Raw genomic sequence first — 25,874 nt, 5'->3', positions numbered from 1 at the left:
CTGGTGAAACCCGTCGTTTATACCCGCGCAGCGCTTGGCGGCCTGCTGCGCTGCCTGTTGCTGGTTATAGGGCTGGTGCCAGCCGCCGTTGGCGCCGCGCCGCTGCAGCTGGAGTTGCGCCCCCAGGCCCAGGTTGACAGCGATGATATCCGCCTGGCCGATGTCGCCCGCATGCAGCCACCCCAACCCGAGCTGGAGGAGTTGCGTCTGGGACGTGCGCCCAATGCCGGCGACAGCCGCAGCCTCGACCGCGCCTTTATCGGCCGGGCCTTGCTACGCGCCGGTCTGCGCGACGATCAGGTGCTGTTCAGCGGCGCCGAGCAGGTGGTGGTGCAACGGCGCGGCAACCGTCTCGACCCGCAACAGCTCGGCGGTTACATCGATGCCTTCCTGCAGACCTACCGCGAACGCCTGCCGCAAGCCAGCATCCGCTTCGTCCCGCTGCAGGAACCGGAAACACAGATACTGCCCAGTGGCCGGCTGGAGGTAGAGGTGCAGCCTTCGGCCGACAACCTGCTGAAAAGCCGCAGTCTCACGCTGGTGTTCCGGGTCGATGGCCGCACCGTCCGCACCCTGGCGCTGCGTGGCAAGGTGGAGGTCCAGGCCCCCGTGGTGGTGGCCAGCCGTCGGCTGGCCCGCGGCAGTCTGCTGTCACAAGACAGTCTGACGCTGGAAAACCAGACCCTGGCCAGCTTTGACGACGTGTTCTTCGATCCGCGCGCCCTGATCGGCATGAAACTGACCCGCAACCTCAATGCCGGTCAGCCGGTTATCGAGCGGGTCATTGAGCGGCCGGCCATCGTCACCAAAGGCGGCTTCGTCCGCATCCTCGCCCGCCGCGGTGCCATGCAGTTGACCGCCACCGGCATCGCCAGCGAGGATGGCCATCTGGGCGAAACCATCCGGGTGCGCAACAGCGCCTCGGAAAAAGAGATTCTGGCCCGCGTGATCGGCCCGGACTGGGTCGAGGTGGAGTTCTGACATGCGCTTTTTGCTTCCGACCCTGCATTTTTCCCGGCCTGCGTGTTGTCTCTGGAGCGGCCTGCCATTTCTGGCCCTGGCCGCCCTGGCCGGCGGCTGTGCTCCCGCTACCCGCTCGGTACCGGAAACCAAGGCGGCCATCAGCGAGCCCCCGCCCGTCATCGTCGCACCGGCGCCGCAGACACCGGGTTCTCTCTGGACCACCGGTCAAGGCAGCCTGTTTGTCGACAACCGCGCCTGCCGTATTGGCGACATCCTGACGGTCACCATCCGCGAACAGGCTCAGGCCAGCAAGGAGGCCACCACCTCGACCGGCCGCAGCAGTAACGCCAGCGCCGACATCACCAGCCTGTTCGGACTGGAAACCAACATCGCCAAACTCGGTGGCGGCATCGACCCGGCCAGCTTGGTCAGCGCCGGCTACAGCAACGACTTCAAAGGCAGCGGCACCACCACCCGCAAGGAGGATCTGGTTGCCACCATCACCACCCAGGTGGTCGAGGTGTTGCCCAACGGCAACATGCGCATCGCCGGCAGCAAAACCGTTACGGTCAATCACGAACAGCAGCTGATCCACCTGACCGGTATCGTGCGCCAGCAGGATATCAGTCCGGCCAATGAGATTGATTCGCAGTACATTCTCGACGCCAACATCGTCTACGCCGGCAATGGTGTCATCGATGAGAAGCAGAAACCCGGCTGGCTGGTGCGCCTGCTCGACCGGGTCGCACCATTTTAAGGAGGAAGCATGGCCCGCGCCCGCGTTTTCACTGAACTGCTGGTCTGCCTGAAACTCGGCCTGCTGGGGCTGCTGCTGTGGCCGGTCTGCGCCGGCGCGACCAGCCGCATCAAGGATCTGGCCGACATCGAAGGCGTGCGCAGCAACCAACTGGTGGGTTACGGTCTGGTGGTGGGTCTCAATGGCACCGGCGACAGCGACAAGACCGAATTCACGGTCCAGTCGCTGGTCAACATGATGGAGCGCCTCGGCATGCAGATCAACCGCAACGATGTCAAGGTCGACAACGTTGCCGCGGTCATGGTCACCGCCGAACTGCCGCCCTTCGCCAAGGCCGGCAGCGTCATCGACGTGCTGGTTTCCTCCCTGGGTGACGCTGACAGCCTGGTGGGCGGCACCCTGCTGATGACCCCCCTCAAGGGACCTGACGGCCAGGTCTACGCCGTGGCCCAGGGAGCCCTGGCCGTCGGTGCCCTGTCCTTCGGCGGCAAGGCTGCCAAGGTGCAGAAAAATCATCCCACGGTCGGTCGCATTCCCGGCGGCGGCCTGGTCGAGCGCGAGGTGCCCTTCCAGCTGCCCGTTGACCGCATGCTGACCTATCGCCTGCGCGAAGCCGATTTCACCACCGTCACCCGCCTGAGCGAGGCCATCAACGATTATTTCGGCGCGCCCCTGGCGACCCCTCTCGACAGTGGCAGCTTGCGGGTGCAGGCCCCGCCGGAGCAGCAACAGCCTCTGATTGAATTCATCGCCCGCATTGAGCATCTGGAGGTCCAGCCCGACAGCAAGGCCCGCATTGTGGTCAGCGAGCGCAGCGGCACCGTGGTGATGGGCGAAAACGTTCGCCTGGCCACCGTGGCGGTCTCGCACGGCAACCTCAATCTGATCATCAGTGAATCGGCCCAGGTGTCGCAGCCCAATCTCCTGGCGGAAGGCGAAACCGTTACCGTGCCGCAGACCCAGGTTCAGGTCAGTGAAGAAAGCGGCAATCTGGTGGTTTTACCGATGGGGGTCAGCATCGGTGACGTCGCCCGTGCCCTCAACGCCATCGGCGCCACACCGCGCGACCTGATCGCCATCTTCCAGGCCATCAAGGCCGCCGGTGCCCTGCACGCCGAACTGGTCATCCTGTGATGGCGACGCAAGAGCCCTTCACCGGCCGCGTTGCGGCAAGGGCCTCGCAGCTTGCATGTGGCTATGGCTCTGTGCCGGGTGCCGTCACTCCCGCATAACCCAGGTTTGCAAGGGGCAGGTCTTCTCTTTTTCAACGGTCAGCCATGATGGCTAAAGCGCCAGGCCGCAACAACCGATATAAGAGCTATCCCTCCCTCTGGAGTCTAAGCTATGAACCTCGCCATCGACCCCCGTCTGGCGCTGCCCCCCGGTGGCAAGTCCCTGCAGGCGGCAGCAACCGCGGCACAGACCAAAGATCACACCACCGCGGGACTGCAACACAGTTGTGCCGAGTTCGAGGCCGTGCTGGTGCAGCAACTGTTCAAAACCATGCGTGGGGCCAACGCCATTGAAGGACTGATCGATACCGGCACCGCTGGCGAAATCTACCAGGAACTGCTGGACGGTGAGGTCGCCAGTCAGCTGGCTCACCACCAGAGCCTGGGAATCGGCACCAATCTCTACCGCCAGCTGGCCCAGGGCGGTTAACTCCAACCAACAGCGACAGGGCCGTTGCGGTTCTGCGGCACCAGCAGACCGCTCCAGAGTCTCACAACGCTTCCAGCGCTCCTTAGGAACCGGTCGGCCCGCCCGACCGGTCATTTTTTGTCTCGCTGGCTAAAGTTATCCGTCCGCCAGGACGATAAAAGAAGCAAGTCAACATGAAATGCCCCCGCGCACTGACCTCTTTGGGCTCTGTGAGCCGTATCAGGCGCCGGCGTTTTCCATCTTTGTCCAACAGGTGATGTCATGAAAATTCACGGCGACAAAAACCTCCTGCCCACAAGTCAAGTGAAACCCTCGACCAAAACGGCTGAACAGGCCGGCGAGGGTCGCACCAGCGCGGGTGACAAGGTGAGTTTCTCCAGTGTACTGCAGCAGCAGGCCCCGACGGCCGGCAGCAGCCTGGCGCCTCCCACCAGCTACAGTTTCGAGGGCCTGCACGCACCCCGGTTCGAAGAACTTACGGCAACCGAGGCCACCTCGTCTGCAACCGATCTGCAACGGGCGGCCCGCCTGGAAGAACTCAAACAGCAGGTAGCTGAAGGCTCCTATCAACCCGACCTTAAACAGGTAGCCGGCAGCCTGCTCAAGTTTCTCGGCCAGGGAACCCTGTCATGAACGCCGCCGTCCGCCAGCAACTGCACCAGTTGCATGAACTGATTCTTCTGGAGCGGCAGCAGGCCCGCGAACTGCAACTCGACGCCCTGCAGGAAACCGTCCAGCGCAAGGAGCAACTGCTGGCCGGGCTGCATCTCGACGACGTCGACACGCTTGCCACCGAGGAACGCGAACTGGTGGAGCGCATCCGCTTTGATAATCGCCGTAACGCCTACCTGCTGTGGTCGGCCCTCAACTGGATTCGCCAGTCGATGGAGTTCTTCGGTCGCAAAAGCCGACTCGACAGCTACAACCCTCAGGGAATGAAGATCCAGGCCGGTGTTGGTGGCCGGTTACTGTCCGGGAGGATCTGATGGGACTCGCCGCTGCCCTTAATGCCGGTAAGACCAGTCTGTTTACCAACCAGAAATCCATTGAGATTACCGGCAATAACATCTCCAACGTCAACACCGAAGGCTACTCGCGCCAGAAGCCGGTATTCAGTGATTTTCCATCGCTGAATTTCGGAGACTTCTTTATCGGTCAGGGCGTCAAGGTCAGTGGCGTGGTGCGCGATTACGATGTCTTCGTCAGCGAGCAACTGCTTGACAAGAACCAGCAACTCGGCAGCGAAGACGCCAAATCGACCCCTCTGGCCGAGCTGGAACGCATCTTCAGCGTTGGCGATGAGAACCTGGCAACGGAAATCGACCGTTTCTTCGACGCCTGGCAGGAGCTTTCGACCAATCCCAGCGGCCAGGTCGAACGCGATATCGTGATTCAGCGCGGCGAGCTGCTCGCTGCCGAATTCAACACCATCGCCCGCGATCTGGAGAACGTCCAGAACAACATCAACGACACGGTGCGTTCAGAACTGGACGCGGTGAACCTGAAGCTGACCCAGATCGCCGACCTCAACCAGCGCATTCAGAATCTGGAAAGCACCGGCCAGACCGCCAACAGCTTCCGTGACCAGCGCGATCTGCTGCTGCAGGAGTTGACCTACAGTCTGGGAGTGCAGTCGTTCCCCGACGCTGCCGGTGCCATCAACGTCCAGCTGCCCGGGGGCTTGCCCCTGGTACAAAGCGGCACCGCCCTGCAACTCGAAGCGGTGGTGCAGGGTGATGATCTTAAGCTGGAACTGGCTATCGGCAATTCCCGTTTTGATGTCAGCGGCCGCAACCTTGGCGGCAAATTCGCCGGCCTGCTGGAAATCCGCGACCAATTCGTGCCGGAGCTGCAGCAAGACCTCAACAAGACGGCCTACCAGCTGGTGCAGCAGGTCAACAGCCGGCACGAACAGGGTACGGGACTCGACGGCTCGACGGGTATCCCCTTTTTCCAGAACCCCGGCAACCACACCAGCCAGGGTTACGCCTCAGCCACCAGCGATTATTTTACTGGCGGCACCATCGCACTGCAGGTCGGGGGGGAAGACCACAGCTTCACGCTTGATCCCGCCAGCGGCCCCTACAGCCTGGACGAGCTGGCAAGTGCGATCAATTCAGCAACTGGCGCAGACCTGACGGCGACCACCAGCCAGCAGGGTGATGGCGGCTATGCCCTGGTGCTGACGCCAGCATACGATCTGGCCAACAACAGCCCCTTGAGCGTGCAGGTTGATCTGTCCGCCCTGGGAACGACCGGCGGCGCGTCCGTGCCCGAATTCTCCATGCCCAGCATGGCCAACCTGATGGCCATGGCACTGCAGAACCCCAGTCAGGTGGCGGCCGGCAGCAGCAGCGCCCCCGGCGACAATACCAATGCTCTGGCCATCGCCGCACTGAAGGATGAAAAAGCCGTCAACGGCGAGGACACCTTCGTCAGCTTCTACGGCAAAATGGCCGCCCGCGTCGGTGTTGAAGCCAGTCAGAACCGCCTGGCCCAGACCGGTTCGCAGGACGCCCTGACCCAGTTGCAGAACCTGCGCGACGCCAAGGTGGGGGTTTCGCTGGAAGAGGAGATGATTGCCCTGATCAAGTACCAGCGCGGCTTCGAAGCCTCGGCCAAGCTCCTTTCCACCGTCGATGAGATGATGGCAACGGTGCTGACCATCAAACAATAAAACATTTCCCCCAGCCCGCAGCCGCACTCTAGCGCCGGGAGGCTTTCACCATGAAATCGACCCTCTCCACCACCTACCGCAGTCTGAATGCCGAGCTTGGCCGGCTCACCAGCAGCCTGGAAGATCTGCGCAACCAGGCCGCCACCGGCAAAAAGCTGCTGCGGCCGTCGGACGATCCCGCCGCCATCCGGCCGGTGCTGTCGGCCCGCAGCCAGATTCGCGCCAATGATCGCTTCATCAGCTCCCTGTCCACCGCCGTCGACCGCCTCGACAATCAGGACAGCTACCTTGATCAGGTGGAAAACCTGCTGGTCAGCGCCAAGGAAGTGGCCATCAACGGCATCAACGGTTCTCTCAGCGACCAGGACAAGCAGACCCTGGCCGACCAGATCAGCTATATCAAAACCGAGATGTTCAGCGTCGCCAACGCCCAGGTCGGCGGTCAGTACATCTTCGCCGGCTTTGAAGAAGACACCGCTCCTTTTGTCGCGGACGGTGACCTGGTGAATTACGCCGGTGACAACCATATCAAGCGGCTGGAAGCCTCGCCAGGCGAATACATCCAGACCAACCTGGCAGGCAGCGAGGTGTTCCAGGGTCTGCGCGACACCAACAACGACGGCGTAATGGAACAGACCGGCCAGGATCTGTTCGCCCTGCTGACCGATCTGGAACGCGCCCTGCGCGGCGAGGCGGGCCAGGTCTACAGTGGCAGCACAGCGCTGCCGAACGGGAATCTTGGCAGCGCTGACGGGACAACCCACCTCGATGCCCTGGGAAACCCTCTCCCGGCCAAAACCCCCATCGCGCTGGACGCCCTTGGTGATCCGATCATTGACCAGACAACAGGCGCCACCGTCACGCTCACGACCTCCGCCGGCCAGCCCATCAACCTGCAGCCAGTATTGGGGCTGGACGGGCAACCGCTGAGCATTGCGGCGTACAACGCCAAGTTTCCTCCCGGCACAACCAGCGATTTCAATGGCGACCCCCTTGACGCTGCCGCTCTTGACCAGCCCATGTATTTGCATGGCGACGGCAGCATTCCGGCATTTGACAACGCCGGAAAGCCGGTTATTCCTTACGATGACGATGGCGATCCCCTGACCAGCCCGGCCACGGTTTCCCTGCTTGATGCCGACGACAATCCGCTGCAACTGCGACTGGTTCCTGCGCTGGCCGACCTGCTGCCCGAACTCGAAGCGGCCGCCGATCAAAGCCGTAGCGCCCGCGGCCGCATGGGCAACAACGCCGCCCGGCTGGAAACCGCCAAAAGTCATCTCGAAGGCGTGCAGATCGATCTGGAACAGATTCTGTCCCGCTATGAGGACGTTGACATGATCGATGTGCTGACCGAAATCCTCCAGACCGAAACCGCTTTCGAAGGCGCTTTAAAGGTGACCGGCCAGGTATCCAAACTCTCCATCATGGACTATCTCTAGCTGGCTGTTGAAACACAGCCTGCCGGAGCCCATGGATGGGCGACCAAAATCAATCATTGCTCCGTAATGGATTGATTTTGTGAGCAAGACGGAAATCGCATTTTCGGCTTGCGTCGTTGAAAAACCCCGGAGGGGACTTTTTCAACTTCCTGCTCTAAACATCAGCGACGGGAGCCCTCATGCTGGTACTGACACGCAAGCTCGGCGAAGGCATTCTGATCGGCGAGGATATCCGCCTGCAGATCGTCGAGATCAAGGGCAATACCGTGCGTCTGGGCATTGACGCCCCGCGCCACAAAAAAATTTACCGTCAGGAACTCTACGACCACATCCAGCAGGAGAACCGCGCCGCCACCAGCTGGGCCCTCGCCGATCTCGATCTGCTGGGCACGCCTGTATCGCCACCTGAACCGGAGGAGAAATGAAAACCATCGACAGCCGCTTTGGTGAAATCGCGTACGACCCGCAACAGGTGCTGACCTTTCCGCAGGGACTGATCGGCTTTGAGGAACTGCGCGAATTCGTCGTCATGCCCAACAGCAAGGAAGGTCCTCTGTTCTGGATTCAAAGCGTCGAGGATGCCCAGGTGGCCCTAGTCCTGACCGATCCGACCAACTTTTTTCTGGACTACAAGGTGGTGCCCGAGGCTCATGAACGGGCCATTCTCGGGATTGAAGCCGACGAACCCTGCTTCAACCTGGTGGTGGTGACCGTACATCCCGACCGCCGCATCACCCTGAACCTGGCGGCACCGATTCTGTTCGCGGCGCGCACCAACCGCGCCCTGCAGGTGATTCTGGAAAACAGTGGTTACAGCATCCAGACGCCGCTGCCGGTGGTGCAGCCCGCCACGCCACCACAGCAGGCAGCCAGCGCCAGCGCCTGAACCGGAAGTGTGCCAGCTTTTTGCTGGTCAGCAGCGCCATAACGCCCTACCCTGTCACAGGCCGATCCCCGCCGGATCGGCCTGTTCTGTTGTCTGCTGCCAATTCCGGGAATCTGTCATGACACCGGCTACCAGCCCGTCACCCCACATCCACCGTTCCAGCCCGGACTACTGGCGCGCCAATCTGGCCTTGTTTTTTGCCGGCTTCGTCACCTTTTCCAGCCTCTACTGCCTGCAGCCGCTGCTGCCCAACCTGGTAGCAGAATTTGCCATTTCCCCCGCGCGTGCCAGTCTGAGTCTGTCGCTCACCACCCTGGCCCTGGCAGCAGCATTGCCCGTCGCCGGCAGCCTGTCGGACGCCCTCGGCCGGCGCCGCCTGATCGGTACAGCCATGCTGCTGGCATCGCTGATGGCGCTGGCCTGCCTGTGGCTGCCGTCTCTGGCCGGATTGTTGACCCTGCGGCTGCTGCAAGGGCTGGTGCTGGCCGGCATTCCGGCCATCGCCATGGCCTACCTGAGCGAGGAAATGGCCCCTGCCGTAGTGGGCGGCGCCATGGGCCTCTACATTGCCGGCAACGCCATCGGCGGCATGACCGGTCGCATTCTCACCGCTTGGTTGGCTGACTGGCTGCCCTGGCGCGAAGCGGTAGCCGTCATCGGCCTGATTGGCCTGTTGCTGACCCTGGCATTCTGGTGGCTGCTGCCGCCATCGCGACGTTTTTGCCGCCGGGCGCTGGCCATCGGCCCCTTAAGTCGCTCACTGCTGAGCCATCTGCGTCAACTGCCACTGCTGTGCCTGTTCGTACTGGCTTTCTGCTGCATGGGAGCCTTTATCTGCCTGTACAACTACATCAGCTTCCGACTGCTGGCACCCCCCTTCAACCTGAGTCAGTCGCAGGTGGCCCTGATCTTTGTGTCTTACGCCTTCGGCGCCTTTGGTTCACGCCAGATCGGCCGTCTCGGTGACCGTTGGGGCCGCGCTGCCCTGCTGTACGCTGCCCTGCTGCTGATGGCCCTTGGTGCCCTGGCGACCCTGGCCCGGCCTCTCCCCCTGGTGGCGGCCGGCATCATCGTTCTGACCATCGGGTTCTTTGGCGCCCACACCACCGCCTCCACCTGGGTCGGTCAACTGGCCGGCAATGCCCGCGCTCAGGCATCGGCCCTCTATCTGCTGTTCTACTATCTGGGATCAAGCATCGCCGGCACCCTTGGCGGGATGTTTTTCGCGCGCTGGCATTGGCCGGGTGTCATTGGACTGATTCTGCTGCAACTGATGTTGGCCACGGGCAGCTGCCTGCTGTTGGGCCGGTTGCTACGCCGCTGCGATTAAAAAAGCCAGCAAGCGCGCCGCGATTCCGGCGACGCCTGCTGGCGCTATTCTATTGACTCTGTCGTAGCGGGAGGTTCTCCACCCCATCAACCCCAAAGAGATAAGGGCGGGGATAAGGACGGCCACGGCTTTCTATAAATCAAAGGCTGCTGGCCTCAGCGGCCTGGTCTTCCTGCGGCGCCGCCGTCGTCGCAGGCGGCACAAGAACCGAAGTCGCCGCTTCAGCCATGGGTCCGGGCACCTCCTCGGGCTCGGGTTCCGGCAGCACCACCCGGGCATGCAATGGCACCCGCAGGCAGCGCTGCTGCACCCCCGCCACCTCGACCGCCAACTGCGCATGCAGCAGGCCTTCGGTCGGCCCGGCCTCCACCTGCACCAGCAGATCCAGGGTCTCGCCAGGAGCCAGCTGATCCCGGCCGTCCTGCGCCTGCAACCGCACCGCTGGCGAGGTGCTCGTCAGGGCCAGCAACTGCAACGGCTGATCAGCGTGATTGGTCAGGCGCAGACGTGTCTGGCTGACCTGCCCGGCCGGTAGCGCCTGCCAGCGCAGCTGCATGGGTTCCAGTTGCACCTCTCGCGTCACATAGGCCTTAAGAATCAAAGGAACTTCCGTTTGTCGCGGATCGTTGGTTTCCACCACCGCCCGCTTGATGATCTGCCCACGATAATGGGCCGAATTGAATCGCATCAGAATTTCAGTCTGCTCACCGGGCGCAACCTCAGCGGCACTGACCAGTGCCGCGGCACAGCCTCAGCCACTGCGGATACGGCCGATCTGCAGGGGGTCATCACCGTCGTTGTGCAGCACAAAGCGCTGCTCCACCACCTGTCCCTCGTACACCGTGCCCCAATCGATGCGATTGCTGTCGAACCGGGCCACCGGCGCCGCCCACAGGGGGCTCGCCAGCAGCAGGCCGAACAGAGCCGCCATCATGCGTGGTTTCATCCTGGCCTTTCTCCTTTGCTTTGCAGATAAATTGACAACAAAACCGGCTTCTTGTTATAGGATACATTCTTACCGCAATCTCGGGATGTTTTACCATGAAGCTGCTGTTCTCCAAAGAGGTTATCGCCCGGCGGATCGGGCAGCTGGCTGCGCGCATCAACCGCGATTACGGTGAGCGTCCCGTCGTCCTGGTGGTGCTGCTCAAAGGCGCCCAGTTGTTCGCCGCCGACCTGTGCCGCCACCTGACCTGTCCGGTACGGCTCGAATTCATGCGGGTCTGCAGCTATGGCGCCGAAACGGCCTCCAGCGGCTGCCCCCGCATCCTGCTGGATCTCGACGAACAGTTGCGTGACTGCCATATACTGCTGGTCGACGACATCCTTGACACCGGCCTGACCCTGCACCACCTTTCCAGACATCTACGCCAGCACCAGCCGGCCTCCATCCGTACCTGTGTCCTCATCGACAAGTACGAGCGACGCCAGGTTGCCATAGCCGCCGACTATGCCGCCATCGAATTGCAGCAGGGCTTCGTCGTCGGCTTCGGCATGGATTACAACGAACAATACCGCAACCTCGACGCGATCTACTGTCTGGAAGCGGAGGATCTTGCCAAGGAGTCCCACCCATGATCATCACCTGTGACCACTGTGAAACTCAGTACGCCATTGACGACGCTCTGCTGGCGAACCCGGCACTACAACTGCGCTGTGTCCGCTGCAACAAAACCTTCAGCGTCAGTCCGGCGGCGACGGGCAGCGCGGCCCTGGCCGCTGGCAATCCTCCTGCCGCGGTTGCTGCGGTCAGCCAGCCGGTCACAACGGCTGCCACCCTGCCGCCGCTCGAGCCCGTCCAGCCGCCGCCACAACCGGCCAGTGCAACACCGGCCCCAGAGGTCCAGACCGCAGAACCACAGCAGGCACAGGAGGATTTCTGGGATCAGGCCGAAGAACTTGATTTCAGCGCGCCGGCCGCCGCCAGTCAGCCGGCCACCCCGCCTGAACCCGCCGCCGTTCGGGTAGCGGAGCCACAGGAAGAGGCCTTCAGTTTCAGCCGGCTGGCCAGCCCGCCGGCCGACGAGGACAGTACGCCGCCCAGCATCACAGGTGCTCGCTTCGAGTTCGAGCCCCTCGACAGCAAACTGCCGCCGCTGTTTGATCTGCCCGACAACCGGCCAGCAGTACAACCGTTTACGACCGAGCCGGCCCCAGCGCCGCCCCAGCGACCGGCTACCATGACACCAGCAGCTGTCACCAAGCCCAAAAAACCCTCGCGCTCCCTGCTGTGGCTGCTGTTGGTAGTGCTTCTGCTGGCAGCCGGTGGCGCGGCCGGTTATCTGTTCGTCAACCAGACCCGCATCGACGTGCCACAACTCATTGAACAGGTCCGCCAGCGGCTGGGGCTGAGCCAACCGGCGGTGCCAGAAGCGCCCAGTGGTTCTTTCCAGATTCGCCTGAGCGAAAACTACTATCTTGACCACCAGCAACTCGGCACCCTGTTCGTCGTACAGGGCACGGTGACCAACGCCTACAACCGGCCACAGGGAGAAATCGGCGTCCGTGGCCGGCTTCTTGGCCCCCGGGGAGAAGTGCTGGCCCAGCAGCAGGCCTATTGCGGTAATCCCCTGGACCGTGCTGCTCTGCAGCAGGCCAGCAAGGAGCAGATTGCCGAACAGATGAGTAACCGGGTCGGCGCCGGCCTGTCGAACGTGACGGTCGAACCGGGCAAGTCGCTGCCCTTCACCCTGGTGTTCAGCCAGCTGCCGGCCGAGTTCAGCGAATTCTCTGTTGAAACGCTGCCGCCCACGGCCCCCTGACGGCCGCACCAACACAACCTGATCAACGCCCCGCCGTGCCTCCCGCCCAGCGGGGCGTTTTCATTGGCGCTCTCGGGCGAACACCCACCACCGCCGCACCACCCGAAAGCTGAACCAGCAAGCCCGCTCCATCGGCCTGCCCGACTCACGCCTTTCGTCCGCTTCACAAAACGAAAAAAACGCTGCGATTTTTCACCCAGGACTCCCTGGCCACCACCGGCACGTTTCGGAACGGCGCGTTAAGCCGAGAAAAAATAATACAGTGATTGTTCAGTCTGACTAAAATACAGAAAACATCCTTGCATGTTTGCGGCCGTTTCGTTATCCTCTACTGCACCTTTACAGTAATTTTCTTCTTAAAAACAAGCAGTTAACAACAGCCCACAGCAAACCCGAAAGACGATAGAACAGTATTCGAGAATTGGCCTTTGCGCCCTTGCGGCAGCACTGGCTTTACTGACATGAAGGAGACCCGGCTATGGATATTCTGGCATTGAACTGTGGCAGTTCGTCGGTGAAGTATCAGTTGTTCAACTGGGACCGGCGCTGCGTCGTGGCCAAAGGCGTGGTCGAGCGGGTCACCATTGGCGATTCCTTCATCGTCCACGAGGTGCCCGGTCGTGATAACTACAAGGAACATCACGAATGCCCGGATCATCGCGTGGCCATCGACCTGATCATCCGCACCCTGATCCACCCGCAGCAGGGTGTGGTCAAGCAGATGAACGAGATCTCCGCCGTCGGTCACCGCGTGGTGCACGGCGGTGAAAAATTCACCTGTTCCGTGCCCATCGACGCCACCGTGCTCGATGCCATTCGCAGCGTGCAACACCTGGCGCCATTGCACAACCCGCCCAACATTTCCGGCATCGAGGCGGCCCAGTCGGTTCTGCCTGACGTGCCGCACATCGCCATTTTCGACACCGCTTTCCACCAGACCATGCCGGCTCACGCCTATACCTATCCGCTGCCGTATCAGTGGTATACCGATTATGGCGTACGGCGCTATGGCTTCCACGGTACCAGCCACCTGTATGTTTCCAAGCGTGCCGCCATCAAGTTGGGCAAGCCGCTGAGCGACTGCAACATCATCACCCTGCACATCGGCAACGGCGTATCCCATACGGCCATCAAGGGTGGCCGCTCGATGGACACCAGCATGGGACTGACACCTCTTGAAGGTGCCATGATGGGTACCCGTTGCGGCGACATCGATCCGGCCATTCCGCCCTTCATCATGGATCAGGAAGGCTGTACGCCGCGCGAAATCGATTCGATTCTGAACAAGAAATCGGGCCTGCTCGGCATCACCGGCCGTTTCACCGACCGGCGTGACGTGATTGCCGAAGCGCAAAAAGGCGACGAACGCTGTCAGCTGGCGCTGGACGTGGAGGCCTACCGTCTGAAAAAATACATTGGTGCCTATGCTGCCGCCCTGGGCGGCGTCGATGCGGTGGTGTTCACGGCCGGAGTTGGCGAAAATGCTGGTCTGATCCGTCAGAAAGCCTTGGAAGGTCTGGAATTCATGGGCATCCATCTGGATGTGGAGAAAAACCTGAAGACCTTCAGCAAAAGCGGCGAAACGGAAATCACCAAACCCGATTCACCCGTCAAGGTGTTTGTCATCCCGACTAACGAGGAACTGGTGTTCGTCGAGGACGTGGTGGCCATCCTCAACGGTAGCTACACCGATCACATGAACTTCGCCTACTCCTTCACCAGCCCGGAATACAAACCCTGAATTTCGGGCTGGCCAGCTGTGACAGCTTCACACCCCACAAAAAAACCGGCCTGTTGGCCGGTTTTTTTGTGGAACCTTCTCGTTTGATGCTGGCGCAAATAGCACCAGGTTCGATGGCTAGCCCTGGGCCTGCACCGCAGTGATGGCTGCAACATTGACGATATCGTCGACCGAGCAGCCGCGTGACAGGTCATTGACTGGCTTGGCCAGTCCCTGAATGATGGGGCCAACCGCCTCGGCACCAGCGACTCGCTCGACCAGCTTGTAGGCAATGTTGCCGGCATCGAGATCCGGGAAAATCAAGGTGTTGGCCTTGCCTGCCACGGCGGAACCTGGCGCCTTTTTGGCTCCGACCTTGGGCAGCAGGGCCGCGTCAGCCTGCAGTTCGCCATCGATTTGCAGCTGCGGTGCCAGTTCGCGGGCAATACGCAGGGCTTCGAGTACCTTATCGGCATCGGCGTGCTGGGCGCTCCCTTTGGTCGAGAACGACAGCATGGCCACCCGCGCATCGACACCCAGAAAACTCTTGCAGCTACCGGCCGTGGCCACGGCAATTTCGGCCAGAGCCTGGGCATCAGGATTGGGGTTCACGGCACAGTCAGCAAACAGTAGAATGCCGTTCTCACCGAATTCGGGATTTTTTGTTACCATCAGAAACACCGACGAGACCGTCTTCATGCCCGGTGCCGTGCCGATCACCTGAAAGGCGGCGCGCAGCACATCGCCGGTGGTGTTATAGGCGCCGGCCACGGCGCCGCCGGCATCGCCCTTGCGCACCATCATGGCTCCGAAATAGAGATTATCCGACCCGGTCAGCAATTCGCGCGCCTGCTCGGCGCTCAAGCCCTTTTTCTTGCGCAGTTCGACCAGTTCGGCGACATAAGCATCAAGCTGCGGTGCCGTTGCCGGATCGAGCAGCGTCACGCCTGCCAGAGACACCTTCATTTCGGTGGCCTTGGCCTGCAACGCCTCGGCCTTGCCCAGCAGCACCACCTCGGCCAGCCCATCCGCCACAATACGGCCGGCAGCCTCAATCATACGGTCATCATAGCCCTCAGGCAGCACCACCGTCTGCCGACTGGCGCGCGCCTTGGCCTTGATCTGATCCACTAAATGCATAGCACCTCCTCCTTGTAAAACGGGGTTTGATTCATTTTGCTCTTATACCCGAGCCAGCCCGTCGGCGTCAACCGTCTTTCCAGCGCCAGTAGCATACAAGTACAGGACAGAACAGCGCCGATAGCGTATACTGGCGCCCGTTTGGCTCCCCCTTGGCGCCCGCACCCCGCAATCGCCCCGTCAGGGCGCGTTTCCCGTGCGCCAACGGAACAGCCCGTTGCGTCCGTTCTCCCCTCCACACCTACAGGACGATGACCGCCTTTCCCCACCGCCCACCATTGCTGCTGTTCCTGTTCGTGCTGCTCTCGCTGCTGCTGCACCTGCTGGCGCTGTATCTCTGGCCCGGCCTCCAGCCGGTGCCGACCGCAGAGACACCCATCCGCGTCCAGGTGCGGCCGCTGGTACCGGAACGGGAGACCCTGCTGCCCCGCCAGCCGCAACCGCCGACACAGCCGACCAAGCGGCTGGGACCGGAGGCCCAGCAAGTCGTGCGCGAGCAGGCGCCAGAGGGCAAGGCCACTGAAGACAGCAGCCCGAAGCCCGCGGCCAGCAGTCCACGACTGAGCAGCACCGCGCCACAACCGCCGGCCGCGACCACGCCGCCGCCCGTCGCCCCGGTCGTACCGCAAACCCGGCAGGCCCGCCAGCAACCACCGCCACAGCCGCCGGCCGCGCCGACAACCGCGGTAGCAGCGCAAACCGAACCGGCGGCGCTGCCAAGCCTCGACCAGTTGCTCAACACCGGCCTGCAGGCGGCGGCCGACGTCGCCCGCGACAGCCAGGTCAAGGCCCGCCCGGACGTGGCCCGCGGCGAAACGGTCTGGCTCAACATGGAGCACGACCTGCTGTATTCCTTTTTCGCCCGTTTCAGAAAAAGCATCTATGCCGTCTGGAACTATCCTCAGGAAAGCATTGAACGAGGTCAGCAGGGCCGTGCCCTGCTGAAAATCATCATCAATCGCGACGGCAACCTGGAGGATGTCGAGGTGGTTGACGGCGCCCCTTACGAGCGCCTCAACCGCGAAGCCATCGCCGCAGTCTACAAGGGGGCGCCCTACGGTACCCTGCCGGCCAGCTACCCCGGTGACCAAATCACCATCATGGCCTATTTCGAGTACAGTCTGATGGGCGGTCCCCGCGATGGCCGCGCCCTCTTCGGCCGCTGACGCCCTGAGCTCTTCCTTCGGCCGCAACCGGCGCTCCCCCTGCCGTGGCCCGACCGAAAGGCCCGGCGAGTGACCCGGTGCGCACAAAAAAAAACAGCAGCGAAACCCAGGGAATCGCTGCTGCATAAAAAGGATGATTTCTGCCTCTGCCCGTCAGTCTCAGCTTCAGCAGGCCGCGCTCCGTTCAGCGCGTTCCAGCAGGCTGTTGAAAAACAACCTGCTGGAGCCCATGGACGGGCGACCAAAATCAATCATTACTTCGTAATGGATTGATTTTGTGAGCAAGACGGAAATCGCATTTTCGGCTTGCGTCGTTGAAAAAGCCCCGGATGGGACTTTTTCAACAGCCTGCTAGGGGTTCAGGGGCGCTGGCGGGCACTCTCGACCGTATTGTAAAGCAGCATGGTGATGGTCATGGGACCAACTCCACCGGGCACCGGCGTGATGGCGCTGGCCCGTGCTGCCGCCGCCTCGAAGGCGACATCGCCCACCAGTCGGCCGTCAGCCAGGCGGTTGATGCCCACATCGATGACCACGGCGCCGGGCTTGATCCAGTCGCCCTGAATCATCTCCGGCCGACCGACGGCGGCAATCACCACATCGGCGCGACCAACATGGGCGGCCAGATCGCGGGTGCGCGAATGGCACAGGGTCACGGTGGCATTCTGCGCCAGGCACATCAGGGCCACCGGCTTGCCGACGATGTTGGAGCGCCCCACCACTACCACTTCCTTGCCGTTAAGATCGCAGCCGATATCCTCCAGCATCTTCATCACGCCAAAGGGGGTGCAGCTACGGAAACCGGGCTGGCCAATGGCCAGGCGGCCGACACTCACCGGGTGAAAACCATCAACATCCTTGGCCGGATCAATCGCGGCAATGATGGCGTTTTCGTCAATATGGCCGGGCAGCGGCAGTTGCACCAGAATGCCGTCGATGCGCCGATCCTGATTGAGCTGGCCAATCAGCTCAAGCAACTGTTGCTGACTGGTCTCGGCCGGCAGACGATGTTCGGCCGAAAAGATGCCGACCTGGGCACAGGCTTTCTCCTTCATCGACACATAGACCCGGCTGGCCGGATCGTCGCCCACCAGCACCACCGCCAGACCGGGCACAACACCCCGCTGACGCAGTTCTTCAACCTCTGTTGTCAATTGCTGGCGCAGACGCGCCGCCAGGGCCTTGCCATCGATCAGGGTAGCCGCCATGAGGGATTCCTTTCTTTCGATCATAACGTTGACGGGCGATAACGCCGAAACGGACTGCGGGCCGGTGGCGCACCACACAAAAAAACACCCCGCCGCCAAGGGCAGCGGGGCAGGCCGAACAGGGACGAGGCACGCTTCGTCTAGGCCGGGCCTCAGCCACCACAGGAACCGGCGGCCGGCGCCGGGCAGGCCGCCGGCTTACTGCCCGATGCCGAGCAGTAACCCTGGTCATACCAGCCGCCACCCTTAAGGGTAAAAGCGGTGCGCGAAATCAGTTTCTGCAGGCCGCCGCCACAGGCTTCGCAATGCTGTGGCGGAGCGGCGTCGAAACGCTGGCGCACCTCGATGATCTGACCACATTTCTGACAGGCATATTCGTACAATGGCATGGACAACCTCCTGCAAAACGGAATGCTAACGATCGAGTGATATAGAACGAACCGGGCGCGGCATGGCCTCGGGTGCCACGTGCGTCAAAGACGGGCGAAACACGGCGGCGGCCAGGTATCGGCCTTCAGGGCTGCTAAAACCGCCGCTACGGTAATCATCCGCTTGCGCTTTGTCAAGAGCAGGACAGAAGGCGCTTTTTTGCCTGCAGCACGGGCTTCGGGCACTGGAAAGCGTCCCCTGATCATGCTAAAGTGTTTTGTCGTTTTCAGGCCCCCTCGAAGGAACGCGCCTTGACCCTGCTCGATGACATTCTCCAGCGCAACGACAGCGTCCGCCTGCCGACCCCACCAGCCATCGCCTTGCGCATTCTTGAGGTGGTCAGCGCCGACGAAGTTGACTTCAACCAGCTCAGCCGCATCATCACCGCCGACCCGGCCCTGACCGCGCGGGTACTGCGGGTGGCCAACTCGCCGCTGTTCTCGCCCAAGGCCAATGTCGACAGCATTGCAACGGCGCTGACCCGTCTGGGCAGCCTGCAGGTCACCAATATTGCCCTGTCGTTTCTGCTGGTACAGTCACTGCGGGCCCATTCCTGCCACAACGGTTTCGATTTTACCTATTTCTGGAAACGTTCAATCACCGCTGCCGTTGCCGCCGACCTGATCGGCCGTCAATGTCTCAGCCGTAATGATAATCTGTTCATCGCCGGCCTGCTGCACGATATCGGCATTCTGGTCGCCTTCGGTCTGGTGCCGGACTACGCCGCCCTGTTCGATGGCCGCATCCACCGCCGCCTGCCGCTGAGCCAGGAGGAGAAGGAGCGTTTCGGTTTCGGTCATTGCCAGCTCGGCGCCGAGCTGCTGCACAGCTGGCACCTGCCAGCGGCCATCACCGAACCCATCCGGCACCATCATCAGCCCGACACGGCCCCGGCCCTCTGGCGCGATGCTGCCCTCGCCATCCAGTTGGGTGATCGTATCGCTGCCGTGCTGCACGGCAAGCCGGCAGGACCGAAGCTGCAGGCCCTGCGGGAAACCCTGCAGCAGCAGGGGCTGTCTGAAAACGACATCGACCGGTTGCTGCAGCAGATCTTCCGCAACAGCGTGCGCACCCTGAGCTTCTTCGAGATTCCCGCCGACCAGATGAAGACCGCCGAGGAGCTGCTGCAGGAGGCCAACCAGCATCTCAGTCAGCTCAATCTGTGCAAACGCCAGCTGCTTGACGACGCCCGCCTGCAACAGCAGGACCTGCTGCGTCAGACCGAACGCCTGCATGCCGTCAACACCGAGCTGAGCCGGCTGGCGTTTCAGGACAGTCTCACCGGCCTGTACAACCTGCGCTACTTTCACGATCACTTTGATCGCGAGCTGGCCCGCGCGGCCCGCTACGGTAACCATTTCAGCCTGATTCTGCTCGATCTCGACGAATTCAAGCAGGTCAACGATCGCCACGGCCACCAGGCCGGCGATCTGGTGCTGCAGCAGATTGCCCGGGTAGCCTCCCTGAGCCTGCGTGATACCGACCTGCTGGTGCGTTACGGCGGTGAGGAATTCGCCGTATTGCTGCCCCAGACCGACCTGGCCGAAGCCGAGGTCACTGCCGAACGGTTGCGGCACCACATTGCGGCCTGCCGCTGTCCCTGGCAGGGGCAGGAACTGCAGGTTACCGCCAGCATCGGACTGGTGCACAGCAGCGCCACCGCCGACAAAAACCGGCTCATCCAGTTGGCCGACCACGCCATGTACCGCGCCAAAACCGAGGGCAAGAACCGTGTCTGCCGCGCCCGCCCGGCCACAGCCTCGTGACCCTGCTGCTGCTCGTTTCGCTGGTCTGGGCCTTTTCCTTCGGTCTGATCAAGGGCCAGCTGACCGGCCTTGATCCCAACCTGGTGGCCTTTATTCGCCTGGCGCTGGCACTGCTGGTCTTTCTGCCGTTCTACCGTCCCGCCCTGCTGCCACCACGCTTTCAGCTGCAACTGCTGGTCATCGGCGCCATTCAGTACGGTCTGATGTACAGCAGCTACACCGCCGCCTTCAAGCTGCTGCACGCCTACGAGGTGGCCCTGTTCACCATCTTTACCCCCCTGTATGTCACCCTGTTTCACGACCTGGCCAGTCGCACATTGCACCGCCGCTTCTGGCTTACCGCCGTGCTGGCCTGCGCCGGAGCCGCGCTGGTGCTGTATCAGGGGCTGGGCAGTACAGGGTCAGGCAGTTTTCTGCGCGGCTTCGCCCTGGTCCAGGGGGCCAATCTCTGCTTCGCCTTTGGCCAGATCGCCTACCGCCGACTGCTGACCGGCTGGTCCGGCCACGATCATCAACTGTTCGCCCTGCTCTATGGCGGCGCCTGTCTGGTCACGGCGCCACTGGTCAGCCAGGCCGGCAGCTGGCCGCAGCTGACCCGTTTGCTGCCGCAGCAACTGCTGGTGCTGCTCTATCTGGGCGTGCTGGCTTCGGGGCTATGCTTCTTTGGCTGGAACCGAGGCGCGCGACAGGTGACAGCCGGGGTGCTGGCGGTGAGCAACAATCTGAAGATTCCGCTGGCAGTGCTCTGTTCCGGCCTGCTGTTCGGCGAGCCGCTCAACGGACCGCGGCTGCTGGTGGGTTTCGCTCTGCTGCTGCTGGCCCTGGTGCTGGAGCGACGCGCCAGCCGCTGACACCGCTGCACCGGCCACAGAGCCTCAGAACAGGTAAAGCAGCTGACACGACAGGCGGTTGGGCAACTCGGCCAGAATCTGGTTAACAGCCGACTGCCGCGGCTGATGGGGCGCCCGCCCCTCCCGCCATTCGTAATTGCACTTGAGCTGCAGGCCGCTGGGCATGCGCCAGCTCAACCCCGCCGTCCAGGTGCGCAGCTCCCGCTCCCCGGTAATCTCGGTGGCCAGATCGAGACGGTCATAACGACCATCAAGCCACAGGCCGCGCCACAGCCGCCAACCGGCATCCAGCGACCAGGCCAGGGCCTGATCACGCGGCAACACGTTGTAACTGGCAACCCATCGGCCATCATTACTGCGACTGCCCGCCAGGGCGCTGCCATCGGTGCCGAACTCGATCATCCCCTTCGCCTTGATGATCTCCGCCACCAGCCGCAAGCGATCCGTCTGCAGCGCCGTCCCACCACCGAAACGGCAGCGGCGGTAATCCTGCGTCCGCCCTGTCAAACCATCAGTCAGATCACGGCGGCCCTCCTGCCACCAGCCAAACAGCTTCCAACCCAGCCGCTGCATTCCCTTTCGTTCCCCCCACAACCGTTCGAGAGCCAGATACAGATACAGATCGGGGTGGTCATTGGGGTCATTCAGCCGCAGACCATAGCCCTGGGTCAGGGCAGCACCATAACTCCATTCCCAGTCGGCCAGCCGCTGGGCATCAAACAGCAGCAGCCCCAGATCGCGACAGCAGCCACAGATACCGGGTTCATTGGCGAACTGCGGATCGCTGCCATCCTCACGAAAAAAACGTTCCTGCAACAACAGGTTGGCGCCATTGGTCAGATTGACATACTGGTTGGGCGGAGAAAAACCGCTGATCTCTTCGGCGCCGGGCGGCTTGAACAGCCCCAGCCGCAGATAGGGGCCCAGCGGCAATCGCCAGGTCAGGCTGGCTTCGATCAGACGCAGGCGATTGCCGCCGTCAATGCGGCTGGCGCCGTTGTCACCGCTGATGGTTTTAAGGCTGTAGTTCAGTGATGGGTGCAACCGGCCGCGCGCCGCCAGCTGCAGCTTGCGCAGTTCGGTGGCAACCGACGAGCGCTGCAACGGCCCCACCTGCCCCGCCGCGAGGGGCTGACCGGCAAAGGGCCCGGCCGGCAGCTGCCCACCACCGGCGTTGTGGTATTCCAACTGCACAAAACCGCCCAGCCGCAGCCAATCCGCATCGGCAGGCTCCGCTCCCTGCAGCATCAGCCAGTTCACCGCCGCTGCCGGCGACACTCCCAGCAGCAGCGCCAACACCAATCCCGCCAGCACCCTTCCCGCCCGTTTCACCTGCACCTCCTGCATCGTCCGGCTTCCTCCCACTCACACCAGGCCGCTCCGTTGACCCGCCCACCGAATCCGACGGGAAAGCGGTTGCCGCTGTGACAATTCCTGGTTTACACTGTCAGACTGGTAACGCCATTTGACTCGGCCAGACCGCCAACGGACGCCCTCCTGCCAGCCTCTGGTCACTCGGTCCCCCGTCCGGCGCGATCCGACGGTCACACCGTCCGGCTGAAGCCAACTTCGTGCCAAGCCGCCGTGCCGCCAAACCACTTTCTTCTTCTCCAACACGCCACAGGATTCATGAAACCCTCTGCACCTTTAAAATCGGAAAACTATCTGGGCTTTTTCCTGCTGCTGCTGGCCCTGATGGCCTTTGCCCTGCTGGTCAAAAGCTGCAACATCGCCCGCAGCGACAGCAGCGCGCCGCCCCGGCCGGCAGCCGCCACAGCCAGCCATGGCTGTCAACGCTGACGACTGTCGCCTGTACGTTCAGGCCCAACCGGCCGCGCCACAGCTCAGCGCCCTGTGCCGACAGCTGGCCGCCGCCGGTGGTCCCGATGCCTACAGCTGCGGCCAACGTCTCAAAGGTCTCGGCATTGCCGAACTGGCGCGCGGACCGCGCAACACCCTGGAAGCGCTGACGCCCCTGCTCGCCGATGCCGGCTGGGCCTGCTGGCTGCTGCCGGCACCGTCACCACCAGCGTGCCCGCCCCGCCCGCTGCAAACCTTTGAGCAGCGCGACGAAAGCCTGTGGTTCCACTGCGACGCCGGCCGCTTCGAACTGACAGCGGATGATCCCGCGCCGCTGCTGATTGTGGCCGACCTGTCCGGTCAGGCCGTCGCCGCACATCTGCGGCGCCAGCTGGCCCGCCACAGCTACGGTCAGGGCGCCGACAGCGCCGCCGCCAGCCTGCAACGACTGGAAAAGGACATCTTTCAACATCAGCCGCGGCTGGATCTGTACTGGCGCGACGCCAGCGGCACCCTGCTGCGGGCCGTGCGCATCCGCCCCGGCAGCTTCGACCACCGCCAGCTCGGCGACCAGGCCAGCTTGAGCCGCAACGCCAACCTGCTGGCGCTGCTGCAGCGCATCCGCCAGTGCTGCCCGGCCGCATCCCTCCACCAGACCCTGGGCCTGGCCTTTCTGCCCGATTACCCGCTGCAGCTGCCAGCAACCGACGAGGCCGAACTGCAACGCAACGCCCAGGCGCTGACCGGCTACGGCCAGCTGATGGCGACCATCGAGCAGGCCAACGCGCTCCAGTCGGCGGTCGAACAGCCCGCCGCTCTGACCGGGGCAGAAAACGGCATCCTGCTGGCAGCCGGCGCAACCCTGCCGTCCCCTCTGGGCGACACAGCCGCCACGGCCCCGAGCGAAACAGCGGCCAATCCGCCAACGCCGGACAGCGCTCCGGCACCCCTGCCACCCCCGCCTGAAGGCGCCGCCCTGGCCGGGCGGCGCTGGCCGTTGGCGCCCGCGCAACTGGCCGTTTTCGCAATTGCCAGCCTGACCGCGCTGCTGACCCAGCTACAACCCCACTGGCTGCGCCCGCTGCTGGGCGGCTTGCTGCACAGCGGCCTGCTGGCCGCTGGCGCGGCGCTGCTGTGCCTGATCAGCGCCTTTCGCGCCCTGCACCTGAAACACTGCATCGCCCACACGCCCACCAGCCGCATCCGCTCGCTGGCCATGGGCCGGGTCGAGATTCAGGGCCAGGCACGGCGGCTGTACGCTTTGGTTTCGCCACTGACGCAGCTACCCTGCGTCTATTACAGTCTGAAGCGCTACCGGCGCAATGCCAAGGACAACGGCTGGGATCTGGTCAGCAGCCGCAGCAGCGGGGCCGTGCCCTTTGCGCTGGAAGACGCTACCGGCAGCATCCGTATCGATCCGGCCGGCGCGCGCCTGCGCCCTAGTCAGACCCAGGAGATCTTCGGCAACAGCCATCTGCCGCTGGCCACCGGCCTGGCCAACAATGAAAAATGGCGCGAAGAGATCATCGCCGACGGTGCCCCCCTCTATGTGCTGGGCTACGCTCACAGCCGCCGGCAGCACGCCGACCGGCAGGGTCTGTTGCGTCAGCGCCTGCGCGACCTCAAACAGGATCGCGCAAAACTGCGCGATTACGACCGCAACGGCGATGGCCGGATCGACAGCCAGGAATGGGACGAAGCCCGCCAGGAGCAGCAGCGTCAACTCTTGCTGGAGCAACTGCGGCCCGACCGCGAAGCCGAAGCCGAAACCTGGGTCGGCCGGCCACCGGGGCGCTGGCAACCCTTTCTCATTGCCGAGCAGCTGTCCGAAACCGAGCTTGGTCGCGGCTATGGCCTCAGCTTCGTCCTGCTGCTGCTCGTCGGCGTGGCGCTGGCCGTCTGGGCTCTGCTGCTGGCCGGCAGCTATTTCACCCTGTGGCCCGGTTGCTGATGGCCGCACCCTCTTATCAACAGGAGTCCTGACCATGATCACAACAATCGTACTGGCGCTAGTGCTGCTGGCAGTGCTGGCCCTGATCGGCTACGCCATCCTGATCTACAACGGCCTGGTGCGCATGCACAATGACTGCGACAAGGCCTGGAGCAACATCGATATCCTCCTCAAGCAGCGGTTCGACGAACTGCCCAAACTGGTCGAGGTGTGCCAGCGCTACATGGAACACGAACGCGACACCCTTGAAGCCGTCATCCAGGCCCGCTCCCAGGTGGCCAGCGCCCGCGGTGAACAGGCCCAGCAGCAGGCCCAGAATCTGCTCAGCGACACCCTGCGCTCCCTCTTCGCCGTGGTGGAACGCTATCCCGACCTCAAGGCCGACAGCCTGTTCCGTGGCCTGAGCCAGCGCATCAGCGAGCTGGAAAACCAGATTGCCGACCGGCGCGAACTGTTCAACGAACACGTCAACCTCTACAACATCCGCATCGCCCAGTTCCCCGATCTGCTGATCGCCCGCCAGTTCCGTTTCAGCGACCGCCGGCTGTGGAAGATTGACCCCGCCCACCGCGCCGATGTCGCCATTCAGTTCCAGCGTCCGTAACTCAAACCCCCGAACCCTCTTCAGGAGACCCGCTTCATGGCCATCAACCCCAGCCCGCGCTGGCAGACCGTCGTCTTTCTGCTGCTGAGCAAGATCGCCAGCGATGCCCCCTTCAGCCGCAAGCAGCTGATCAACCCCCGCAACACCGAACTGGCGGCCCGCTTCGCCGAAATGGTCGGCGACCCGACGCCACCGGAAAAGGTCAAGCTGACCCTCGGCAAAACCCTCGACCTGCTGGAGAAACAGCAGTATCTGCAAACCACCGCCGATGGCAACCTGCAACTGAGCGAAGCCGGCCGCCAGCGGCTGGCGCAGGAACTGCAGGCCGCCAAAGACAAAATCGCCGCCAGTTTTCCGGCCACCACCAGCGCAGCGCAGCGGCCGCAATGAGCGTCACCGTGCTGCCACCCCAGCCCGCCAACGGCAGCGGACCGGCAAAAATCGTCTACATTCTGTATCTGATCGGACTGGTTTTCGGCCTTACCGCCATCATCGGCTTGATCATCGCCTACGTCTACCGCAGCGATGCACCCGACTGGCTGCGCAGCCATTACCACTTTCAGATCCGCACCTTCTGGATCGGCCTGCTCTACCTCTTCATCGGCGGTCTGCTCACTCCGGTGCTGATCGGCTATTTCGTGCTGCTGTTCGCCACCCTCTGGCTGATCATCCGCTGCATCACCGGCCTGAAACAGCTCGGCAACGGCGCGCCGCTGACCAATCCGCACCGCTGGCTGCTGTAACCGCCCAGCGAAGCGCA

28 protein-coding genes are annotated in these 25,874 nt (G+C 62.8%); 22 read left to right on the top strand and 6 right to left on the bottom strand.

The window, feature by feature from the left end; translation table 11 throughout:
* The first annotated feature begins 3 nt into the window (after positions 1 to 3).
* The 11 genes from flgA (at position 4) to BLR80_RS07160 (ending at position 9,717) form a co-directional block, all read left to right on the top strand.
* Positions 4 to 981: a flagellar basal body P-ring formation chaperone FlgA gene (gene flgA, locus BLR80_RS07210; RefSeq protein WP_092077954.1), complete on the top strand. Its 978-nt coding sequence runs from the start codon at positions 4 to 6 to the stop codon at positions 979 to 981.
* A gap of 1 nt (position 982) precedes the next feature.
* On the top strand, positions 983 to 1,720 hold the full coding sequence (locus BLR80_RS07205) for a flagellar basal body L-ring protein FlgH (RefSeq protein ID WP_092077951.1): 738 nt from the start codon (positions 983 to 985) through the stop codon (positions 1,718 to 1,720).
* A 9-nt stretch (positions 1,721 to 1,729) separates the two neighbouring features.
* Positions 1,730 to 2,854: a flagellar basal body P-ring protein FlgI gene (locus tag BLR80_RS07200; protein ID WP_092077948.1), complete on the top strand. Its 1,125-nt coding sequence runs from the start codon at positions 1,730 to 1,732 to the stop codon at positions 2,852 to 2,854.
* A gap of 210 nt (positions 2,855 to 3,064) precedes the next feature.
* Complete coding sequence (locus BLR80_RS07195; protein ID WP_092077945.1) at positions 3,065 to 3,382, top strand: rod-binding protein; 318 nt, start codon at positions 3,065 to 3,067, stop codon at positions 3,380 to 3,382.
* Positions 3,383 to 3,643: 261 nt separating this feature from the next.
* A complete protein-coding gene (locus BLR80_RS07190; protein ID WP_092077942.1) occupies positions 3,644 to 4,015 on the top strand; it encodes a flagellar biosynthesis anti-sigma factor FlgM in 372 nt (123 codons plus the stop codon).
* The gene (locus BLR80_RS07185) at positions 4,012 to 4,368 is read left to right on the top strand and encodes a hypothetical protein (protein ID WP_092077939.1); all 357 of its coding nucleotides are present in this window, start codon (positions 4,012 to 4,014) and stop codon (positions 4,366 to 4,368) included. The genes BLR80_RS07190 and BLR80_RS07185 overlap by 4 nt, the downstream gene beginning before the upstream one ends.
* Positions 4,368 to 6,059, top strand: a complete 1,692-nt coding sequence (gene flgK / locus BLR80_RS07180) for a flagellar hook-associated protein FlgK (RefSeq protein WP_092077936.1) — start codon at positions 4,368 to 4,370, stop codon at positions 6,057 to 6,059. Before BLR80_RS07185 ends, flgK begins: the two co-directional genes overlap by 1 nt.
* 50 nt (positions 6,060 to 6,109) lie before the next feature.
* Positions 6,110 to 7,501, top strand: coding sequence for a flagellar hook-associated protein FlgL (gene flgL, locus BLR80_RS07175; RefSeq protein ID WP_092077933.1), 1,392 nt, complete (start codon positions 6,110 to 6,112; stop codon positions 7,499 to 7,501).
* A 179-nt stretch (positions 7,502 to 7,680) separates the two neighbouring features.
* Positions 7,681 to 7,926 (top strand): carbon storage regulator CsrA, encoded by a 246-nt coding sequence (gene csrA, locus BLR80_RS07170; protein ID WP_092077930.1) that lies wholly within the window; start codon positions 7,681 to 7,683, stop codon positions 7,924 to 7,926.
* Entirely contained in the window at positions 7,923 to 8,387 is a 465-nt protein-coding gene (locus BLR80_RS07165) for a flagellar assembly protein FliW (protein WP_092077927.1), read from the top strand. The genes csrA and BLR80_RS07165 overlap by 4 nt, the downstream gene beginning before the upstream one ends.
* A gap of 118 nt (positions 8,388 to 8,505) precedes the next feature.
* The gene (locus BLR80_RS07160) at positions 8,506 to 9,717 is read left to right on the top strand and encodes an MFS transporter (protein WP_092077924.1); all 1,212 of its coding nucleotides are present in this window, start codon (positions 8,506 to 8,508) and stop codon (positions 9,715 to 9,717) included.
* A 139-nt stretch (positions 9,718 to 9,856) separates the two neighbouring features.
* Here the strand turns inward: BLR80_RS07160 and BLR80_RS07155 are convergent, their stop codons facing one another.
* Together BLR80_RS07155 and BLR80_RS07150 are read right to left on the bottom strand one after the other, a co-directional pair.
* The gene (locus BLR80_RS07155) at positions 9,857 to 10,405 is read right to left on the bottom strand and encodes a hypothetical protein (RefSeq protein WP_092077921.1); all 549 of its coding nucleotides are present in this window, start codon (positions 10,403 to 10,405) and stop codon (positions 9,857 to 9,859) included.
* Between the two features lie 63 nt (positions 10,406 to 10,468).
* Positions 10,469 to 10,663: a DUF1573 domain-containing protein gene (locus BLR80_RS07150; protein ID WP_092077918.1), complete on the bottom strand. Its 195-nt coding sequence runs from the start codon at positions 10,661 to 10,663 to the stop codon at positions 10,469 to 10,471.
* Between the two features lie 95 nt (positions 10,664 to 10,758).
* On the opposite strand from BLR80_RS07150, the gene hpt reads away from it, so the two are divergent.
* From hpt to BLR80_RS07135, 3 genes are all read left to right on the top strand, one after another.
* Positions 10,759 to 11,295 (top strand): hypoxanthine phosphoribosyltransferase, encoded by a 537-nt coding sequence (gene hpt, locus BLR80_RS07145; RefSeq protein WP_092077915.1) that lies wholly within the window; start codon positions 10,759 to 10,761, stop codon positions 11,293 to 11,295.
* On the top strand, positions 11,292 to 12,479 hold the full coding sequence (locus BLR80_RS07140) for a DUF3426 domain-containing protein (protein WP_092077912.1): 1,188 nt from the start codon (positions 11,292 to 11,294) through the stop codon (positions 12,477 to 12,479). The genes hpt and BLR80_RS07140 overlap by 4 nt, the downstream gene beginning before the upstream one ends.
* 478 nt (positions 12,480 to 12,957) lie before the next feature.
* Complete coding sequence (locus BLR80_RS07135; protein WP_092077909.1) at positions 12,958 to 14,220, top strand: acetate kinase; 1,263 nt, start codon at positions 12,958 to 12,960, stop codon at positions 14,218 to 14,220.
* Positions 14,221 to 14,337: 117 nt separating this feature from the next.
* On the opposite strand, the gene pta is transcribed toward BLR80_RS07135, so the two are convergent.
* Positions 14,338 to 15,339: a phosphate acetyltransferase gene (gene pta, locus BLR80_RS07130; RefSeq protein WP_092077906.1), complete on the bottom strand. Its 1,002-nt coding sequence runs from the start codon at positions 15,337 to 15,339 to the stop codon at positions 14,338 to 14,340.
* 251 nt (positions 15,340 to 15,590) lie between these two features.
* Between pta and BLR80_RS07125 the strand changes: the two genes are divergently transcribed.
* Complete coding sequence (locus BLR80_RS07125) at positions 15,591 to 16,505, top strand: energy transducer TonB (RefSeq protein WP_092077903.1); 915 nt, start codon at positions 15,591 to 15,593, stop codon at positions 16,503 to 16,505.
* 359 nt (positions 16,506 to 16,864) lie between these two features.
* Here the strand turns inward: BLR80_RS07125 and folD are convergent, their stop codons facing one another.
* Both folD and BLR80_RS07115 read right to left on the bottom strand, forming a co-directional pair.
* Entirely contained in the window at positions 16,865 to 17,713 is an 849-nt protein-coding gene (gene folD / locus BLR80_RS07120) for a bifunctional methylenetetrahydrofolate dehydrogenase/methenyltetrahydrofolate cyclohydrolase FolD (RefSeq protein ID WP_092077900.1), read from the bottom strand.
* A gap of 152 nt (positions 17,714 to 17,865) precedes the next feature.
* The gene (locus BLR80_RS07115; RefSeq protein ID WP_092077898.1) at positions 17,866 to 18,102 is read right to left on the bottom strand and encodes an FmdB family zinc ribbon protein; all 237 of its coding nucleotides are present in this window, start codon (positions 18,100 to 18,102) and stop codon (positions 17,866 to 17,868) included.
* 291 nt (positions 18,103 to 18,393) lie between these two features.
* Between BLR80_RS07115 and BLR80_RS07110 the strand changes: the two genes are divergently transcribed.
* Together BLR80_RS07110 and BLR80_RS07105 are read left to right on the top strand one after the other, a co-directional pair.
* Positions 18,394 to 19,908 carry a sensor domain-containing diguanylate cyclase gene (locus BLR80_RS07110; RefSeq protein WP_171906354.1) on the top strand — a complete coding sequence of 505 codons (1,515 nt, stop codon included), beginning with the start codon at positions 18,394 to 18,396 and terminating at the stop codon, positions 19,906 to 19,908.
* Positions 19,905 to 20,759 carry an EamA family transporter gene (locus tag BLR80_RS07105; RefSeq protein WP_092077892.1) on the top strand — a complete coding sequence of 285 codons (855 nt, stop codon included), beginning with the start codon at positions 19,905 to 19,907 and terminating at the stop codon, positions 20,757 to 20,759. Before BLR80_RS07110 ends, BLR80_RS07105 begins: the two co-directional genes overlap by 4 nt.
* A 24-nt stretch (positions 20,760 to 20,783) precedes the next feature.
* Here the strand turns inward: BLR80_RS07105 and BLR80_RS07100 are convergent, their stop codons facing one another.
* On the bottom strand, positions 20,784 to 22,106 hold the full coding sequence (locus tag BLR80_RS07100; protein WP_092077889.1) for a hypothetical protein: 1,323 nt from the start codon (positions 22,104 to 22,106) through the stop codon (positions 20,784 to 20,786).
* Between the two features lie 282 nt (positions 22,107 to 22,388).
* Between BLR80_RS07100 and BLR80_RS12920 the strand changes: the two genes are divergently transcribed.
* Genes BLR80_RS12920 through BLR80_RS07080 form a run of 5 tightly spaced genes read left to right on the top strand, consistent with a single transcriptional unit; the run spans position 22,389 to position 25,857 of the window.
* On the top strand, positions 22,389 to 22,559 hold the full coding sequence (locus tag BLR80_RS12920) for a hypothetical protein (RefSeq protein WP_171906353.1): 171 nt from the start codon (positions 22,389 to 22,391) through the stop codon (positions 22,557 to 22,559).
* Positions 22,543 to 24,510: a GIDE domain-containing protein gene (locus BLR80_RS07095; protein WP_092077886.1), complete on the top strand. Its 1,968-nt coding sequence runs from the start codon at positions 22,543 to 22,545 to the stop codon at positions 24,508 to 24,510. Before BLR80_RS12920 ends, BLR80_RS07095 begins: the two co-directional genes overlap by 17 nt.
* Positions 24,511 to 24,544: 34 nt before the next feature.
* Positions 24,545 to 25,114 (top strand): LemA family protein, encoded by a 570-nt coding sequence (locus BLR80_RS07090; protein ID WP_092077883.1) that lies wholly within the window; start codon positions 24,545 to 24,547, stop codon positions 25,112 to 25,114.
* Positions 25,115 to 25,150: 36 nt separating this feature from the next.
* Positions 25,151 to 25,504, top strand: coding sequence for a hypothetical protein (locus BLR80_RS07085; RefSeq protein WP_092077880.1), 354 nt, complete (start codon positions 25,151 to 25,153; stop codon positions 25,502 to 25,504).
* Positions 25,501 to 25,857: a DUF4870 family protein gene (locus BLR80_RS07080; protein WP_092077877.1), complete on the top strand. Its 357-nt coding sequence runs from the start codon at positions 25,501 to 25,503 to the stop codon at positions 25,855 to 25,857. The genes BLR80_RS07085 and BLR80_RS07080 overlap by 4 nt, the downstream gene beginning before the upstream one ends.
* Positions 25,858 to 25,874: the final 17 nt, after the last annotated feature.

The sequence above is a fragment of the Desulfuromonas thiophila genome (genome assembly GCF_900101955.1).
In the GTDB taxonomy this organism is placed as follows: Bacteria; Desulfobacterota; Desulfuromonadia; order Desulfuromonadales; family Desulfuromonadaceae; genus Pseudodesulfuromonas; species Pseudodesulfuromonas thiophila.
This window is presented reverse-complemented; position numbering and strand designations above follow the sequence as displayed.

Coding starts and splice junctions, on each gene's coding strand:
- BLR80_RS07155 (WP_092077921.1), bottom strand. CDS start 10,405: ATGCGATTCAATTCGGCCCATTATCGTGGGCAGATCATCAAGCGGGCG.
- pta (WP_092077906.1), bottom strand. CDS start 15,339: ATGCATTTAGTGGATCAGATCAAGGCCAAGGCGCGCGCCAGTCGGCAG.
- BLR80_RS07115 (WP_092077898.1), bottom strand. CDS start 18,102: ATGCCATTGTACGAATATGCCTGTCAGAAATGTGGTCAGATCATCGAG.
- BLR80_RS07195 (WP_092077945.1), top strand. CDS start 3,065: ATGAACCTCGCCATCGACCCCCGTCTGGCGCTGCCCCCCGGTGGCAAG.
- BLR80_RS07125 (WP_092077903.1), top strand. CDS start 15,591: ATGACCGCCTTTCCCCACCGCCCACCATTGCTGCTGTTCCTGTTCGTG.
- BLR80_RS07085 (WP_092077880.1), top strand. CDS start 25,151: ATGGCCATCAACCCCAGCCCGCGCTGGCAGACCGTCGTCTTTCTGCTG.
- BLR80_RS07200 (WP_092077948.1), top strand. CDS start 1,730: ATGGCCCGCGCCCGCGTTTTCACTGAACTGCTGGTCTGCCTGAAACTC.
- BLR80_RS07205 (WP_092077951.1), top strand. CDS start 983: ATGCGCTTTTTGCTTCCGACCCTGCATTTTTCCCGGCCTGCGTGTTGT.
- BLR80_RS07140 (WP_092077912.1), top strand. CDS start 11,292: ATGATCATCACCTGTGACCACTGTGAAACTCAGTACGCCATTGACGAC.
- BLR80_RS07090 (WP_092077883.1), top strand. CDS start 24,545: ATGATCACAACAATCGTACTGGCGCTAGTGCTGCTGGCAGTGCTGGCC.
- BLR80_RS07080 (WP_092077877.1), top strand. CDS start 25,501: ATGAGCGTCACCGTGCTGCCACCCCAGCCCGCCAACGGCAGCGGACCG.
- BLR80_RS12920 (WP_171906353.1), top strand. CDS start 22,389: ATGAAACCCTCTGCACCTTTAAAATCGGAAAACTATCTGGGCTTTTTC.
- BLR80_RS07095 (WP_092077886.1), top strand. CDS start 22,543: ATGGCTGTCAACGCTGACGACTGTCGCCTGTACGTTCAGGCCCAACCG.
- BLR80_RS07190 (WP_092077942.1), top strand. CDS start 3,644: ATGAAAATTCACGGCGACAAAAACCTCCTGCCCACAAGTCAAGTGAAA.
- BLR80_RS07150 (WP_092077918.1), bottom strand. CDS start 10,663: ATGAAACCACGCATGATGGCGGCTCTGTTCGGCCTGCTGCTGGCGAGC.
- hpt (WP_092077915.1), top strand. CDS start 10,759: ATGAAGCTGCTGTTCTCCAAAGAGGTTATCGCCCGGCGGATCGGGCAG.
- BLR80_RS07135 (WP_092077909.1), top strand. CDS start 12,958: ATGGATATTCTGGCATTGAACTGTGGCAGTTCGTCGGTGAAGTATCAG.
- flgK (WP_092077936.1), top strand. CDS start 4,368: ATGGGACTCGCCGCTGCCCTTAATGCCGGTAAGACCAGTCTGTTTACC.
- flgL (WP_092077933.1), top strand. CDS start 6,110: ATGAAATCGACCCTCTCCACCACCTACCGCAGTCTGAATGCCGAGCTT.
- folD (WP_092077900.1), bottom strand. CDS start 17,713: ATGGCGGCTACCCTGATCGATGGCAAGGCCCTGGCGGCGCGTCTGCGC.
- BLR80_RS07165 (WP_092077927.1), top strand. CDS start 7,923: ATGAAAACCATCGACAGCCGCTTTGGTGAAATCGCGTACGACCCGCAA.
- BLR80_RS07185 (WP_092077939.1), top strand. CDS start 4,012: ATGAACGCCGCCGTCCGCCAGCAACTGCACCAGTTGCATGAACTGATT.
- csrA (WP_092077930.1), top strand. CDS start 7,681: ATGCTGGTACTGACACGCAAGCTCGGCGAAGGCATTCTGATCGGCGAG.
- BLR80_RS07100 (WP_092077889.1), bottom strand. CDS start 22,106: ATGCAGGAGGTGCAGGTGAAACGGGCGGGAAGGGTGCTGGCGGGATTG.
- BLR80_RS07160 (WP_092077924.1), top strand. CDS start 8,506: ATGACACCGGCTACCAGCCCGTCACCCCACATCCACCGTTCCAGCCCG.